This is a genomic window from Pseudomonas sp. GW823-FHT01D03 (assembly GCF_058798255.1).
In genome coordinates this window covers 585,814-600,653 of the sequence record NZ_JBXAKK010000001.1, presented here as the reverse complement: position 1 = coordinate 600,653, position 14,840 = coordinate 585,814, and the positions used below count along the sequence as shown (strand labels likewise).

Here is a 14,840-nt window from a genome sequence, read left to right as displayed (position 1 = left end):
GACTCATACGGTGAACACCGGCACAGGATTGCACCAGCGATCCTTGTATTCACGGTCGGCACGACCGAAGGAAAACCGCAGCGGCTTGTTCAGGGCGCGCGCATGTTCCCAGGCGCTTTGCGTATTCAGAAAGCTCAACACGCTACCGGGGCTGAATTCGCGGGTCTCGGGATCGACGCCACCGTTGATGTATTCGACGCTGATCCACTCCGGCGCTTCGACGCGGTACACCAGTTGAATGGCGATCGGCGCATCATTGAGGAAGATCACCGAGCCAATCAGCAGTTCGCGCAGCAGCTCGATGACCTCGGCCATGCGCGCCGCACCGGTGGCCGGGAAGCCCCAGCGGCGCTGGAACAGATCACAGTAGATCGCCGCCAGTTCGGCGCTGGAGAACTCGCTGACCGCACGCACCACACCGCCCGCCTCTTCCAGCAGACGCAGTTCGCGGCGCTGGTTGTAGCGAAACTTCTTCGACAGCTCTTCGGGGGTGCGGGCCATGGCCAGTTGTTCGGTCTGCAACTTGAGGCCGCTGAAGCGGTTTTCATTGAGCGCCGACAGATAGCGTGCGCGATGGCGCAACGGTGCCTGGGCATCGACGGCGGCCGGCAGGATCAGCTCGGCATTGCCGAGGTCGAACAGACCTTTCTTGCCGTTGCGCTTGAGCACGTCCTTGGACAGGGCCAGGTCGCGGCCCCAGGTCGGGATCGCAGCTTTGACTTCTCCGTCCTGCTCCCACGCCAGATAGCGCACCGGGATGCCGGCCAGATCAGCCAGACGCTCGACGACCAAAGGATGGGTCGCGACGCTGCCGCCAAAACGCTGCCAGGCGGTGGCATAGGTGGAGGCGTCAACGGGCGACCAGCCACGTTCGCGCCAGCCTTGAAATCGGTTGAGCATCAGCCCCTCGGTGCCAGATCGGTAACTTGCGGCAGACGCCAGAAGGTGTCGCGCACCGCACGGTCGGAGAAACGCTCGCGCAGGCGGTCGAGCATCAACTCGACGCACTGCCGGCGCTGCTGATCATCCATACCGGCCAAATGCTGCAGACCTTGCGCAAGGTGTTCGGCATCACCCAGCGGGAACAGAATGCCCACGCCCTCGACCACTTCCTTGGCCCCGGCACTCGCCGTGGCGAGCAACGGCACGCCAGCAGCCATGGCTTCGAGCAACACCATGCCGAAGGGTTCGTGACCGGAGCTCAGGGCAAACACATCGAAAGCCCGGAAGTAATTGCGCGCGTCCGGCACCTGACCGAGAAACAATACGCGATCACCGATACCCAGTTCGCGCGCCAACTCCTTGAGATCCTGCTCCAGACGGCCCTTGCCGAGAATCACCAGTTGACTGTTGCCCGGCAGACCGGGCAACGCCGCGGCGAAACCGTGTAGCAACGTGGCCTGATCCTTGTCCGGGTGCAGCCGTCCGACGTTGCCGACAATGAACGCATCCGCCGCCAGACCGAGGGTCTCGCGCGCTTCGCGGGCCGACACCTGACTGGCCTGCAAGGCCGGCACATCAATGCGGTTGTACAAGGTCTGAATGCGGGCCGACGGCCATTTCGGCAGGCAGCGCCGCATGTCGTCGCGCACCGCGTCGGAGACGCCGAGCAGGCTCAGACGCTTGCGGAAAATGTGCGCGAACAGCTTGCGCGTGCCGCGTTTGTAATCGTCAAACGCGTGATGCACGCCAATCACCGGCAGCGACGTGCCGAGCAAGGCGATGTAGATCGGCTTGAAGCGATGGGCGATGCAGAAACTGAAATTGCGTGAAGCGGCGATCTTGCGCAGATCGCCAATGGCGCCCAGCTTCAGGCCACGAATGGCCTTGGAGCTGTATTCCATGAACAACACTTCATCGGAAGCACACGCTGCGGCCACCTCGCTGTCGGCGGCCCCGGTCAGAAAGACCGTGGTCACTCGATAACCGGTGCCCGCGAACAGGCTGGCGTACTGCCGTGCGCAGTCGAGGAACGGCCCGTCATAGCCGTGACAGAACTGCAGCACATGGCGTTCAGCCGAGCGAGTCATAAGCGTTTGCGCCCTCTTTGACCACCAGAATGTCTTCCATGATCAGGTACTGCAGATCAGAGCCGAAGAACATGTTCAGGGCGTCGGCCGGCGAGCAGATCATCGGTTCACCACGACGGTTCAGCGAGGTGTTCAGCGACACGCCGTTGCCGGTGAGGTTTTCCAGTGCCTTCATCATGTCGTAGTAGCGCGGGTTGTATTCGCGCTTCAGCACCTGAGCCCGGGAAGTGCCGTCTTCGTGAACGACTTCCGGCACGCGGGTCTTCCACTCTTCCGCCACTTCGAAAGTGAAGGTCATGAACGGCGCCGGGTGATCGATCTTGATCATCTGTGGCGCAACGGTGTCGAGCATCGACGGGCAGAAAGGCCTCCAGCGCTCGCGGAACTTGATCTGGTGGTTGATGCGGTCAGCCACACCGGCCACGCTCGGGCAACCGATGATCGAACGACCGCCCAACGCACGCGGACCGAACTCCATGCGGCCTTGGAACCAGGCCACCGGGTTGCCATCGACCATGATTTTGGCGATCTGCTCCGGCATGTTGTCGAGCTTGCGCCAGGTCGGCTTGTTCTCGTGACGGGCGCACGCGGCGATCACATCTTCGTTGCTGTACGACGGGCCGAGGTAGACGTGTTCCATCTTCTCGACCGGCACGCCACGGGCGTGGGACACATAGGCCGCTGCGCCGACCGCGGTGCCGGCATCGCCGGACGCAGGCTGGACGAACAGTTCCTTGATGTCATCGCGGGCGATGATTTTCTGGTTCAGCTTCACGTTCAACGCGCAGCCACCGGCGAAGGCCAGCTTGCCGGTTTCCTTGAGCACGTCGCCCAGGTAGTAATCGATCATCTGCAACGCCAGTTTCTCGAACAGCGCTTGCATGCTCGCGGCGTAGTGGATGTACGGTTCGTCGGCGATATCGCCTTCACGCTTGGGCCCCAGCCACTCGATCAGCTTCGGCGAGAAGTAGAAGCCTTTGCCTTTCTCTTTATAGCGACGCAGGCCGATCACGTTGGCGTAGTCGGTGTTGATCACCAGTTCGCCGTTCTCGAACGAGGCCAGACGCGAGAAGTCATATTTGCTGGCGTCGCCGTACGGCGCCATGCCCATGACCTTGAACTCACCGTCGAGCATCTCGAAACCGAGGAACTCGGTGATCGCGCCATACAGGCCGCCGAGAGAGTCCGGATCGAAGAATTCCTTGATCTTGTGGATCTTGCCGTTTTCGCCATAACCGAAGAAGGTCGTGGCGTACTCGCCCTTGCCGTCGATGCCGAGGATCGCGGTTTTCTCTTTGAAACCCGAGCAGTGGTAAGCGCTGGAGGCGTGAGCCAGGTGGTGCTCGACCGGCTCGATCTTGATCTTCTTCGGATCAAAACCCAGTTGTTCCAGGCACCAGACGATCTTGTTGCGATAGCGCTTGTAGCGACGGTTGCCCATCAGGATCGCATCGAGGGCGCGGTCCGGCGCGTACCAGTAACGCTTGGCATAGTGCCAGCGGGCCTTGCCGAACAGGCTGATCGGGGCGAACGGAATCGCCACCACGTCAACGTCGGACGGCTTGATACCCGCCTGTTCCAGGCAGAACTTCGCCGATTCGTAGGGCATGCGGTTCTTTGCATGCTTATCGCGGACGAAGCGCTCTTCTTCAGCCGCCGCCACCAGCTTGCCGTCGATGTACAAGGCGGCTGAAGGGTCATGGCTAAGGGCGCCGGACAGGCCAAGAATCGTCAATGCCACAGGGTCTAGCCTCTTTAGTCTGCATTCAGGCGCGATGCGCCTTGAAAATTGATGTGCCCTCGCACCGGGCGAGAGACAGCTAAAGGGCGGGATTATAGCGTAAACGTGGCGGGAATGACCCTGTGCGAATTGCCCTTGGTGAATCGGCCCGGTGAAACCTTGCTTTCACACTCAATAACCGCCCGCGCGCCAATAGATACCGAGATTGCCGTCACTGGCTTGGCGGTAAAACGTATACGGCAACACCACCGTATCCAGCACCCCGGACAACGGCAGGTCCAGCAGCACGAATGGCAGCAGCACTCCGGTAGGGTCAGGCGGGGCATTGAGTACGCAGAAGTCGAATGCCAGCCCGCTGTAGATCCGTGGAATCGATTGGCAGTAGGTCTTTTGCTTGCGCATGTCGCGGGCGACGTCAGCGTCCATTTGCAGGACCGAGGCGGCGGTGCCGCAGCCGGATAAAAGCCATGCGCAGGTGCTGAGTGTTACGGCGTTTTTGATGGTCAAGTCTTGCCCTCCGAAGTGGTCAGGGCAAGCTAGCATCGGGGCTGGAGCGGGCACAGTTCATGGCTTCTGGAGAAGCTGTAGGACAAGTCAGTGGTGTTTGTCCGCTATTGCTCAACGGGAGATTTTTGGGCCAAAAAAGCCCTATCGCGAGCAGGCTCACTCCTACAGGGGAATGCATTTCCATGTGGGAGTGAGCTTGCTGGCGAAGGCGCTCAGGCCGCGCTGGAGATGTCCTTAGGCAACCGCTGATCGATCACCTGATGCAGCGCGCTGCTCTCGGGCCAGTTGCGCATGAACCGCGCCCGATCACGCGCATAGGCCGGTGCGAAACTTCCGACAGAGCTGTGCTGACACATCGAATCCAGGTCGATCAGTGCCCAGCGATCTTCCTGCCAGAACAGGTTATGACCCTTGAAGTCGCCATGGCTGATGCGCTCGGCAATCAACCGTGCGAACAGTTGATCCAGCGCCTGCAACTCGGACTCCGGCGCCGCACCGCTTTCCACATATGGCGCAAAGCGCTCGATGATGTCCGGCCCTGGCAGGAACTCGGTCACCAGATAGGCGCGGCTGCGCAGCCACAAAAAGCGCTTTTCCAGCACTGCCAGTGGTTTCGGCGTAGCGATGCCAAGGAATGCCAGACGATTACCTTCACGCCAAGAGTGCCACGCGCGGCTCGGACGCCAGAAACGCTTGAGCCAATGCGCGAAGCCTTTGATGTTGTAGCGCTTGATCACCAGCGTACGCCCGGCCACCTCGACCTTGCCGACGCTCGCCGCGCCGCCAGTCTTGTACAGATGGCCCTGATCGAGCAGCGCATCGGCCTGATCCAGTACCGGGAGCATCGCCGCTTCTTCCTCGCGACGGATCGCCCGCAGACCAAACGCACCGCGCTGCACATTGAACAATGTGCACTCGCGGCCCACCTTGATCAGATAATCCTTCAGCCGCCAGGCGCGCACCTTGGCGATCTGCTTCTGCAACGCTTCCAGCGGCAACGCGTGCTCGCTGTTGCTCAGCAGGTAATACACCAGCAATTCTTCGGTGAACGGTTCCAGTGACTTGGGCAACTGGGCGAAAAACACCCCGAGGTTTTCCAGCACTTTCTGCCGTGACAACGGCTGGCCAGCGGTCTCGGCACAAATCCCGGCACCGTCGATCAGGTACAGCTGACCGCCCTGGCGCAGCAGGTTGTCCAGGTGCAGATCTTCCTGCCACAGGCCTTTGCCATGCAGTTGACCGATCGCGCCCAGCGCCTCGGCGAGTACCGCCGATTGCTCGTCCGCCAGCACTGGCAGCGATTCGACTTTCTGCCAAGCCTCACCGAGGCTTTCGGCACCTTCGAGGAATTCGAACAGCAGCCAGCCGCCCTCACCGTCCTGCAAGCCATCGGCCAGCAACAGTGGCGTGGTCAGGCCTTGTTCGGCGAGCAGTTTGACGCCCGTCAGCTCACGCTGAAAATGCCGTGCAGCCTTGCTGCCCACCAGCAATTTGGCCAGCACCGGCCGGCCGCGCCACACCCCTGCACCGACATAGCGCTGCCCCGGCAACACCCGCAGTAGACTGAGCAACTGCAGATCCGCAGGACCGGCCGCGTCGGCGAGAGTGACCGTCAGCGGCAGATTTGGCGTACGTCCGCTGTGCCTGAGGTCGGACAACTGCATCAGCGGGTCTCCTTGTGGCTGCGGCGCGCGGTCAGCCGCGAAACCCAACTGTCCACCAACGAACTGTCCGCTCCTTGATCGAGATACGCCGCGAGCAATTCACGCTGTTGCGCCGCCCCCCACTGCACGGCACGACGCAGCAGCGGTTCCAGATCCTTGACCCGATCACGCATGCCAAACAGCAGCGGACGGGTCTTTTCCAGATCAATCAACTGCGCCCGATAGCCATCGCCGTCGGCCTGCAAAAAGATGTGTTTGGGGTAGAAACAACCGTGTACCTGACGCACACCGTGCAGATGCCGCGCGAGTTGGCCACAGGCCTTGAGAATGGCCGATTGCTGCGTCGCGCTCAGGGACGCCCAGCGTTGCAACAGCGAATCGAGGTCATCCCAGCCATCGAGCGCGCGGGTCAGCAGGATCGCGCGGACTTCGCCCTTGACCTTGCGCTCACCGAAGAACGCCGCTTGCAGCGCCGGGATCCCCAACTTGTTGTAGCGGCTGATATTGCGAAACTCGCGGGCGAAACTCGGCTCGCCGAACGGCGCATGCAGGGTGCGGGTCAGGTAGTTGCTCTGGCGCTTGAGGTAGTAGGCCTGCCCTTCCAGCTCCAGGCGAAACACGCTGCTCCAGCCACCGCCATCGGTGTTCGGTTCGTCCACGGCTTCGAGCTGTTTGGCCCAGAGCGCGTCGAAAGTGCCGAGGCCATGGCGCTCAAGCAACGCCCGGTCTTCAGCGGCCAGGAAATCAGTCATTCGCGTCCCTCGAAAAATCTCACCACGTGGCGAATCCGTTTCTTGTCGGCGGCATTCAGCCGATCACGTCCGCGGTATTGCAGGTAGAAGCGCAGGCGCTGGGTGTTCGACAGGTGATACTTGGCCACCTTGTCGAGACAGGCCAGATCCTTGGTGATCCGGTACTTGAGCCAGAAGCCGCGCCAGAAATCGCCGTTCGGGCAGTCGATCAGAAACAGCTGCGCCTGATCGTCGATCAGCAAATTGCGCCACTTCAGATCGTTATGGGTAAAGCGGTGATCGTGCATGGTTCGGGTGTAGCCGGCCAGTTGGCGGCTGATGCCATCGACCCACAGGCGATCCTTGAGTTTCGGATCGTTGCGTTCGGCCAGCGCCGAGAGGTCTTCGGTGCGCGGCAGCTCGCGGGTGATCATCGCGCCACGGGCATAGGCCGCGCCACGTCGCTCCAGGCCCCAGGCCACCACTTCGGCGGTGGGAATACCCCATTTGGCGAAGCGTTTGAGGTTCTGCCACTCCATCTTTACCCGGGGCTTGCCCAGGTAACGGCGCAAGCCTTTACCGGCGCCGACGTAGCGTTTGACGTAGTAATTCACGCCGTTGCGCTGCACGCGGATGACTTCGGACAGCGGATCACGGGTCAGGCGCTCGCCCTGCAGGGCAAACACCGCTTCGAGGCTGCCGAAATCTGCGGCCAGTTCGCTGTATTGCGGTTCAAGCGTCCAACCCGCCATCAGAGCGCATCCCCGTAACGCTGTTTGCGCGCATAAAGCTTGTTGGCCTTGCCTTCGAGCCAGCTCAGCAGCGGCGCTTCTTCCGCCAGGATCTGTCGCAGCGGTTGCTGGAAATAGCCCTTGAGGAAACGCAGCTTGTCGCGACGGGTCAGGCCGATATCCAGCGCCGAAAAATACAGCGCGGCCAGGTCCTTGTTGCGCCAGCGTTGAGTAATACGGGGGCGGGTCTGGGCGCGGTGCAGGTCGATCACCGAGAGCTTGAAATCTTCCGGGGTGATCGGTTTGTCGGTGTGCAACAGAAAGTGGCAGATGTAGCAGTCGCGGTGGTTGACCCCGGCGCGGTGCATCATGCCGGTCATGCGTGCCACTTCAGCGATCAGCGCGCGCTTGAGTTTTGGCTGCGGCGGATTCTTGACCCAATCGATGCTGAAATCTTCGAGGCTGGTGGTCGGCGCCAGCTCTTCGGTGACGATGAACGAATGCTGATCGGCCGGGTTGCTGCCCTTCTCGCCGTAAGCCACGGCGGTCATGGTCGGCACGCCGACTTCCTGCAGACGCTGGATCGCCTTCCACTCCTGACCTGCGCCAAGCACCGGCAGCTTGGCGGTCAGCAGATTCTTGAAGATCTCGCCCCAGCCGATGCCCCGGTGGATCTTGACGAAAAAGCCGTTGCCGTCGACTTCCGTGCGCAGCGTGCGTCGAGCTTCCAGCTCGCGGTAGACCTCGCCCTGCAAGCCTTCGACTTCGGCGAACGGGTCGCGCCCGGCCCAAAGGCTCTTGAACGGTTCAGCCAGCATCAACTTCATTTAAGCGTGCTCCGCCAGAATCACATCGGCCGCGTGCTGCGGCATGCTGTAGAGGTCGGCCGTCTCGGCGAAAGCCAGACCATTGCGGCTCCAGGCCGCGCGTGCAGCGTCGTCATTCAACATGTCAGTCAGGTACTGCGTCAGTTGCGCCTGATCGAACGGCTCGTCCAGCACTCGCCCGGCGTCCGCCTCGGCAATGTAATGGGCGTAACCGCAGACCGCGCTGACCAGCACCGGCAACCCGGCGACCAGCGCTTCGAGCAATACGGTGCCGGTGTTTTCGTTGTACGCCGGGTGGATCAACAGGTCGGCGCCAAGCAGGAAGCGCGGGATATCGCTGCGACCCTTGAGGAACGTCACGTTGTCGCCCAGGCCCAAAGTCGTACTCTGCATCTGGAACAATTTGGGGTCATCCTGGCCGATTACAAACAGCCGGGTGCGTTTCTTCAGCTCGGCGGGCAGTGCAGCCAGCGCCTTGAGGCTGCGATCGACGCCCTTGGTCTTGAACCCGGAACCGATCTGCACCAGCAGCAGTTCGTCGTCCTTGAGGCTGAATTCGGCGCGGAAACCGGCGCGAATCTGGTCGGCATCCGCCGGCCGGCGACGATCCTGGGCGATACCCGGTGGCAGCAGGTGGAAGCGCTCCAGCGGCGTGTCGTAGTGCTTGATGAACAGCGGCTGCTGCACTTCGGAAATCATCAGCACTTCGGTTTTCGCGTCTTTGGCGAACACCGCGCGCTCGTACTCGGCGAAGTGGCGGTAGCGGCCCCAGCGGCGGTACAGCGAATGGCGCAGGTTCTGCGCCTTGTCTTCGAAGCAGCCGTCGGCGGCGTAGTAGACGTCCAGCCCCGGCATCTTGTTGAAACCGATCAAGCGGTCCACCGGACGCTTGGCCAGATCCGCTTCCATCCACGCCGTGAGTTTCTCGTTGCGCCGATGATTGAAGAACGCCTTGACCGGCGCCACCAGCACTTCGAAACCGGGCGGCACGTCGCCTTCCCAGATCAGCGTATAGACACGGATCTGATGGCCGCGCTTCTGGCATTCGAGGGCGATGCGCATGAAGTCGCGCTGCAAGCCACCGAACGGGAAATATTTGTACAGGACAAAAGCCAATTGCATCAGCGCAGCTCCTCAGCCATTAACAACGTGCTCAGTCGGCTGGCGACACGCTCGGGATTCACACGCGTGAAGCACAGGGGCTGCTCGCGTTTCAGGTCAAACTGACGGGCATCCTGCGCGGTCGGTTGGTAAGTGCATTTCTTTTGCAGGCAAGGGGCGCAGGGGAAATCACTGGCCATGTGAATCTGCACCTTGCCGTAGGCGCCAGTCAGGCCCGGGTTGGTCGGGCCGAACAGCGAAATTGTCGGCACATCCAGCGCGGCCGCAAGGTGACCGAGACCGGTGTCCACCGCGACGCAGGCCTGGGCGCCGGCCAGCACTTTGCCGACCCCGGCCAGATTCAGCTTCGGCAGCACTTCGGCGTGCTTGAAACCGGCGGCAATGCGTTCGGCACGGGCCTTCTCCAGCGCGTTGCCCCACGGCAGTTTTACCCCGACGCCCAGATAGCCGACGCGCTCGGTCAGCTCGCGCCAGTAGGCTTCCGGCCAGTGTTTGGTGTCCCACGTGGTGCCGTGCAGGAACACCACGAAGGCGCTCTTGCGCGGCAATTCGACTAGACGCTCGACGTTGAGGCCGTAGTCGCCCAACCCTTTGGGCAGGTCATAGCCGAGGGCGATGGCGAACAGCTGACGCACCCGTTCGACGGCGTGTTGCCCACGGGCCACCGCCAGTTTGCGGTCATAGAATCGCGCAGCGATCGGCTCGCGCGCCGAGCCTTTGTCGAGGCCGGCCACCGGGGCTTTGACGTAGCGCGTCAGCCAGGCGCTTTTCAGCAGGCCCTGAGCGTCGATTACCAGATCGTATTGGCTGGCGCGCACGCTTTGCTTGAAGCGCTTCCACTCGCCGCTCTTGATCGTCTGCCAGAGGTTCTTGCGCCAACGGCGGATCGCCACCGGAATCACCTTGCCGACGGCCGGGTGCCAGGTCGGGATCTCGGCGAAGCCCTCTTCCACCACCCAATCGAACTTGATCCCGGGGATGGCCCGGGCTGCGTCGGTCAGCGCCGGCAACGCGTGAATCACGTCGCCCAGCGATGAAGTCTTGATCAGCAATACCCGCAACTTAATGAACCTCGACCACGGAGCCCTGCAATTTCTGCAAGGCATCATTGACCGCATCCGGCATCAGCTGGCGCAGGCAGTTGTAATGGCCGAAACGGCAGGTGCGATCGAAACAAGGGCTGCAATCGAGCCCCAGCCGGACGATTTCGACGTGCTCGGCCAGCGGCGGGGTGAAGCCCGGCGATGTCGAGCCGTAGACCGCCACCAGCGGACGGTTCAGCGCAGCAGCGACGTGCATCAGGCCGGAGTCGTTGGACACCACCGAGTCGGCACAGGACAGCAGGTCGATGGCCTCGGCCAGCGAGGTGCCGCCGCTGAGGTTGACCGATTCTTCACGCAGGCCGGGAATCAGCCGCGCGCGAATGTCTTCGCCCACCGCGTGGTCGTTCTTCGAGCCGAACAGCCACACCTGCCAGCCTTCGCGAATCCGCGCTTCGGCGACCTTGGCGTAGTGCTCGGATGGCCAGCGCTTGGATTCGCCGAACTCGGCGCCGGGGCACAGGGCCAACACCGGGCGGTCGAGGGTCAGGCCGAACTTGGCCAGCGCCGCTTCGCGGGTCACCGGATCGATTTGCAGGCTCGGACGCGGATAAGGTTTCGGCAGCTCGGCGTTCGGCTCGTAAGCCAGGGCCATGAAGCGCTCGATCATCAGCGGATAACGTTCTTTATCCAGCGTGCGCACGTCATTGAGCAGGCCATAGCGGAATTCGCCACGCCAGCCGGTGCGTTGTTTGATGCCGGCGAAAAACGGCACCAGCGCCGACTTCAACGAGTTCGGCAGCAAGATCGCCTGATCGTACTGACCGGCCAGGGACTTGCCGATTCGCCGGCGCGTCGCCAGTTCCAGCGCGCCATGGCCGAGCGGAAAGCTCAAGGCCTTGCGCACTTCGGGCATGCGCTCAAGGATCGGCCGGCTCCACTCGGGGGCCAGCACGTCGATTTCGCATTGCGGGTGGCGCTGCTTGAGACACTGGAACAGTGTCTGCGCCATCACCATGTCACCGACCCAACTGGGCCCAACGATCAGAATATTCATGTGGTTTCCATAAACGAACCGGGGAGGCATTTACGCCTCCCCGCCTCGAGAATTCTACAAACACTGTAGATCTGCTGTGGAAGCGCGCTTGCTCGCGAAAGGGTCTTCACATCCAACATTATTGTCGTCTGATACTCCGCTATCGCGAGCAGGCTCGCTCCCACAGGGTTTTGCATCCGGCCCTTAATCTGCAATCAACGCAGATCCAATGTGGGAGCGGGCTTGCTCGCGAAGGGGCCGTCACATCCTGCATCGATGGTGACTGACACTGCGCTTTCGCGAGCAAGCCCGCTCCCACAAGGTATTCGGTGCTTCAAATATCCGGTTTCAGCTTAGCCCCAACTCACGCCAGATCCGCAATACCTGCCGGCGCTCCTCGACAAACTGGTCGCCTGCAATCACCCCGGCGTCCTTCTGCAAGGCCTGCCGGTGGGCGGCGGAGCGGTAGGCTTTATAGGCCTCACGCAGCAGGCTGGCATCTTCGGCAGGCATCAGCCGTTCGTGCTCCAGCTCTTCCAGAATGCGGATGTTATCGGTCCAGCGCAGCAATGGCGGGTGGCTGTGCGACCACGCCAGGGCCGCGTATTGCACCATAAATTCAATATCGACGATACCTCCGGCGTCCTGCTTGAGGTCGAACGGCGCCGTGGCCTCGAAGGCATTTGCCGCGGTACCGGCCGCCGTGCTCTTGCTGCCGAGGTTATCGCGCATCTTGGCGCGCATCTCGCTGACTTCCTGTTGCAGCTTGGCCAGATCCCGCGCCTTGCCCAAAACCTGCGCGCGGACTTTCTCGAAGGCCTGGCCGACATCCTGACTGCCGACCAGCACCCGCGCCCGCACCAGGGCCTGATGTTCCCAGGTCCAAGCTTCGTTTTCCTGATAGCGCTCAAACGCCCCGAGCGAGCTGACCAACAGCCCCGACGCGCCGGACGGCCGCAAACGCATATCCACTTCGTACAGCTGACCGGAGTTGGTCTGCGCCGTCAGCAGGTGAATGATCCGCTGCCCCAGCCGGGTGAAGAACTGTGCGCCATCGATCGGCTTCGGCCCGTCAGTTTCCGCCTGCGGATCACCGTCATGGATGAACACCAGATCCAGGTCCGAACCATGCCCCAGTTCCAGCCCGCCGACTTTGCCATAACCGACAATGATGAAGCCGGGATCGCACAAACTGCCGTCAGTGCGCAGCGGCGTGCCGTACTTGGCCACCGTCTGACGCCAGGCCAGCGCCAGCACTTGCTCGAGAATCGCTTCGGCGAGCCAGGTCAGGTAATCGCTGACTTTCATCAACGGCAGACTGCCAGCGATTTCCGAGGCAGCGACGCGTAAGCGGTGCGCCAGTTTGAAGTGGCGCAGGGCTTCCATCTGCTGTTCGAGGTCGTCTTCGGGGATCCGCGTCAGGCGCTCGCGCAATTCGGCGGCGAGCTCCGGGGCCAGTGGCGGCTTGAACAGCCGGCCTTCGTTGAGCAACTCGTCGAGCAGCAACGGGAAGCGGGTGATCTGCTCGGCAATCCACGGACTGGCCGCACACAGCGTCAGCAGGCGCCGCAGGGCGCCGGGGTTTTCCGTCAGCAGGACCAAATAAGCCGAACGTCGGGCGACCGCTTCGACCAGTGGCAGCACCCGCTCCAGCACCAGATCCGGGTTGTCATGCTCCACCGCCTGAGCCAGCAGGCGCGGAATAAACGCATCGAGACGCTCGCGACCCAGCCGTTGCATCGCACGCAACTGCGGGCTGCCGCGCAAACCGGCCAGCGCTTTCAGCGCTTTGGTCGCGTCCTTGAATCCGCCTTCTTCCAGTTGCCGGCAAGCAGCCTCTTCGTCCTGCTCTTCTTCCCACAGCGGCAACCACTCACCGCCCACCACCACTTCGCAGTCGGCGCCCTCTTCTTCATCGGGATCGGCGATCACCTGCGCGAAGTGCCAAGCCACCCGGCCACGCCAGAACATCAGCTTTTCATGGAAGGCGTGCCAATCGGCGAAGCCGAGCATGAACGCGATGCGCGCCTGATCCTGAGCGCCGTCCGGCAACATCTGGGTCTGGCGGTCCGCAATCGCCTGGATCGCGTGTTCGGTGTAACGCAGGAATTCGTAACCTTCGCGCAGCTCGCTGATCACCGCCGGCGGCAGGTAGCCCTGCCCTTCCAGCGTGCTCAGCACCTTTAATAAAGGACGCTGTTGCAGGCTGAGGTCGCGCCCGCCGTGGATCAACTGGAAGGCCTGGGCGATGAACTCGACCTCGCGGATACCGCCGGAGCCGAGTTTGATGTTGTCGGCCATGCCCTTGCGCCGCACTTCCTGCTGGATCAGTTGCTTCATGGTGCGCAGCGCTTCGATCGCCGAGAAGTCCAGGTAACGGCGGTAAACGAACGGCCGCAGCATGTCGAGCAACTGTGCGCCCGCCGCTTGATCACCGGCCACCACCCGCGCCTTGATCATCGCGTAGCGTTCCCAGTCGCGGCCCTGATCCTGGTAATACTGCTCCAGTGCATTGAAGCTCAGCACCAGCGCGCCGGATGAACCATACGGACGCAGGCGCATGTCGACGCGGAACACGAAGCCGTCGACCGTCATCGGGTCGAGGGCCTTGATCAGGCGCTGACCGAGACGAATGAAGAATTCCTGATTATCCAGCGCGCGTTTCACGCCGACGGTTTCGCCGCCCTCGGGGTAGGCGAAGATCAGGTCGATGTCCGACGACAGGTTCAACTCGACCGCGCCGAGCTTGCCCATGCCGAGGATGACCATCTGCTGCGGCAGACCACTGCGCCGGCCGGTCGGTGTGCCGAACTGCTGGCAATGGCGGCTGTACAGCCACCGGTAAGCCTGATCGATGGTGGCGTCGGCCATGTCGGAGAGGTCGCGGCAGGTCTGCACCAGATCGGCCTGGCGGTTGAGGTCACGCCAGATGATCCGCACTTGATGCCGGGCGCGCTGGCGGCGCAGGACGCGCCCGAGTTCGTCTTCGCTTTGCGCGGTGTTCACGGCTGCGGCAATCTGCGCGCACAATTCACCCGGTGCGAACGGCCGGTCGAGTTCGCCGGACTGCACCAGCGACAGCAACATCAAAGGGTCACGAACGCTCTGTTCAATGACGAAATCGCTGGCGGCACTGACGCGGGCGAATTGCGCCCAGCGCTCTGGGCTCCAGTTAGAGAAGCCTTGATCGTCTTCCAGCGCGGCGACCGCCGTACGGAACGACTGCTCGGATCGAGTGACCAACGGCAGGAGAATGGCGGGGAGTTCAGCGAGCACGGGCAGGGTCATGGTCTATCCTTGATCGGCGTGTAAATGGCCGCTTGTAGTGTTTGATGAAAACCCGCTACGCGAAGGACTGTCGAACAAAAGTTAGAAATAGCTGAAATTTCTTCTTCTTTGGCATCCAGCATC

Annotated in this window: 13 protein-coding genes; all 13 read right to left on the bottom strand. The window is 62.1% G+C overall.

Annotated features, from left to right (window positions below):
• Positions 1 to 3: 3 nt before the first annotated feature.
• The 13 genes from AC1RBR_RS02610 to AC1RBR_RS02550 all read right to left on the bottom strand — a co-directional run bounded on the left by AC1RBR_RS02610 (position 4) and on the right by AC1RBR_RS02550 (position 14,839).
• On the bottom strand, positions 4 to 900 hold the full coding sequence (locus AC1RBR_RS02610; RefSeq protein WP_492562849.1) for an antimicrobial resistance protein Mig-14: 897 nt from the start codon (positions 898 to 900) through the stop codon (positions 4 to 6).
• A complete protein-coding gene (locus AC1RBR_RS02605; protein WP_492562848.1) occupies positions 900 to 2,030 on the bottom strand; it encodes a glycosyltransferase in 1,131 nt (376 codons plus the stop codon). The genes AC1RBR_RS02610 and AC1RBR_RS02605 overlap by 1 nt, the downstream gene beginning before the upstream one ends.
• Positions 2,014 to 3,771 carry a carbamoyltransferase family protein gene (locus AC1RBR_RS02600; protein ID WP_492562846.1) on the bottom strand — a complete coding sequence of 586 codons (1,758 nt, stop codon included), beginning with the start codon at positions 3,769 to 3,771 and terminating at the stop codon, positions 2,014 to 2,016. The genes AC1RBR_RS02605 and AC1RBR_RS02600 overlap by 17 nt, the downstream gene beginning before the upstream one ends.
• A gap of 171 nt (positions 3,772 to 3,942) precedes the next feature.
• Positions 3,943 to 4,278 (bottom strand): YceK/YidQ family lipoprotein, encoded by a 336-nt coding sequence (locus AC1RBR_RS02595; RefSeq protein WP_492562844.1) that lies wholly within the window; start codon positions 4,276 to 4,278, stop codon positions 3,943 to 3,945.
• A gap of 212 nt (positions 4,279 to 4,490) precedes the next feature.
• The gene (locus tag AC1RBR_RS02590; protein WP_492562842.1) at positions 4,491 to 5,942 is read right to left on the bottom strand and encodes a lipopolysaccharide kinase InaA family protein; all 1,452 of its coding nucleotides are present in this window, start codon (positions 5,940 to 5,942) and stop codon (positions 4,491 to 4,493) included.
• Positions 5,942 to 6,694, bottom strand: a complete 753-nt coding sequence (locus AC1RBR_RS02585) for a lipopolysaccharide kinase InaA family protein (protein ID WP_492562840.1) — start codon at positions 6,692 to 6,694, stop codon at positions 5,942 to 5,944. Before AC1RBR_RS02585 ends, AC1RBR_RS02590 begins: the two co-directional genes overlap by 1 nt.
• Entirely contained in the window at positions 6,691 to 7,425 is a 735-nt protein-coding gene (locus AC1RBR_RS02580; RefSeq protein ID WP_492562838.1) for a lipopolysaccharide kinase InaA family protein, read from the bottom strand. The genes AC1RBR_RS02585 and AC1RBR_RS02580 overlap by 4 nt, the downstream gene beginning before the upstream one ends.
• Positions 7,425 to 8,231 carry a lipopolysaccharide core heptose(I) kinase RfaP gene (gene rfaP / locus AC1RBR_RS02575; RefSeq protein WP_492562836.1) on the bottom strand — a complete coding sequence of 269 codons (807 nt, stop codon included), beginning with the start codon at positions 8,229 to 8,231 and terminating at the stop codon, positions 7,425 to 7,427. Before rfaP ends, AC1RBR_RS02580 begins: the two co-directional genes overlap by 1 nt.
• Positions 8,232 to 9,353, bottom strand: coding sequence for a glycosyltransferase family 4 protein (locus AC1RBR_RS02570; protein ID WP_135294812.1), 1,122 nt, complete (start codon positions 9,351 to 9,353; stop codon positions 8,232 to 8,234).
• Positions 9,353 to 10,414 carry a lipopolysaccharide heptosyltransferase I gene (waaC, locus tag AC1RBR_RS02565; RefSeq protein ID WP_492562833.1) on the bottom strand — a complete coding sequence of 354 codons (1,062 nt, stop codon included), beginning with the start codon at positions 10,412 to 10,414 and terminating at the stop codon, positions 9,353 to 9,355. The genes AC1RBR_RS02570 and waaC overlap by 1 nt, the downstream gene beginning before the upstream one ends.
• 1 nt (position 10,415) lies before the next feature.
• On the bottom strand, positions 10,416 to 11,450 hold the full coding sequence (waaF, locus tag AC1RBR_RS02560; protein ID WP_047290935.1) for a lipopolysaccharide heptosyltransferase II: 1,035 nt from the start codon (positions 11,448 to 11,450) through the stop codon (positions 10,416 to 10,418).
• A gap of 327 nt (positions 11,451 to 11,777) precedes the next feature.
• Positions 11,778 to 14,717: a bifunctional [glutamate--ammonia ligase]-adenylyl-L-tyrosine phosphorylase/[glutamate--ammonia-ligase] adenylyltransferase gene (glnE, locus tag AC1RBR_RS02555; RefSeq protein ID WP_492562832.1), complete on the bottom strand. Its 2,940-nt coding sequence runs from the start codon at positions 14,715 to 14,717 to the stop codon at positions 11,778 to 11,780.
• Entirely contained in the window at positions 14,714 to 14,839 is a 126-nt protein-coding gene (locus AC1RBR_RS02550) for a hypothetical protein (protein WP_256198919.1), read from the bottom strand. Before AC1RBR_RS02550 ends, glnE begins: the two co-directional genes overlap by 4 nt.
• Position 14,840: the final 1 nt, after the last annotated feature.

Excerpts from the sequence above, each read along its gene's own strand:
- AC1RBR_RS02570 (WP_135294812.1), bottom strand. The coding sequence starts at position 9,353 with ATGCAATTGGCTTTTGTCCTGTACAAATATTTCCCGTTCGGTGGCTTG.
- glnE (WP_492562832.1), bottom strand. The coding sequence starts at position 14,717 with ATGACCCTGCCCGTGCTCGCTGAACTCCCCGCCATTCTCCTGCCGTTG.
- AC1RBR_RS02590 (WP_492562842.1), bottom strand. The coding sequence starts at position 5,942 with ATGCAGTTGTCCGACCTCAGGCACAGCGGACGTACGCCAAATCTGCCG.
- AC1RBR_RS02550 (WP_256198919.1), bottom strand. The coding sequence starts at position 14,839 with ATGCTGGATGCCAAAGAAGAAGAAATTTCAGCTATTTCTAACTTTTGT.
- AC1RBR_RS02605 (WP_492562848.1), bottom strand. The coding sequence starts at position 2,030 with ATGACTCGCTCGGCTGAACGCCATGTGCTGCAGTTCTGTCACGGCTAT.
- AC1RBR_RS02585 (WP_492562840.1), bottom strand. The coding sequence starts at position 6,694 with ATGACTGATTTCCTGGCCGCTGAAGACCGGGCGTTGCTTGAGCGCCAT.
- AC1RBR_RS02610 (WP_492562849.1), bottom strand. The coding sequence starts at position 900 with ATGCTCAACCGATTTCAAGGCTGGCGCGAACGTGGCTGGTCGCCCGTT.
- AC1RBR_RS02580 (WP_492562838.1), bottom strand. The coding sequence starts at position 7,425 with ATGGCGGGTTGGACGCTTGAACCGCAATACAGCGAACTGGCCGCAGAT.
- waaF (WP_047290935.1), bottom strand. The coding sequence starts at position 11,450 with ATGAATATTCTGATCGTTGGGCCCAGTTGGGTCGGTGACATGGTGATG.
- rfaP (WP_492562836.1), bottom strand. The coding sequence starts at position 8,231 with ATGAAGTTGATGCTGGCTGAACCGTTCAAGAGCCTTTGGGCCGGGCGC.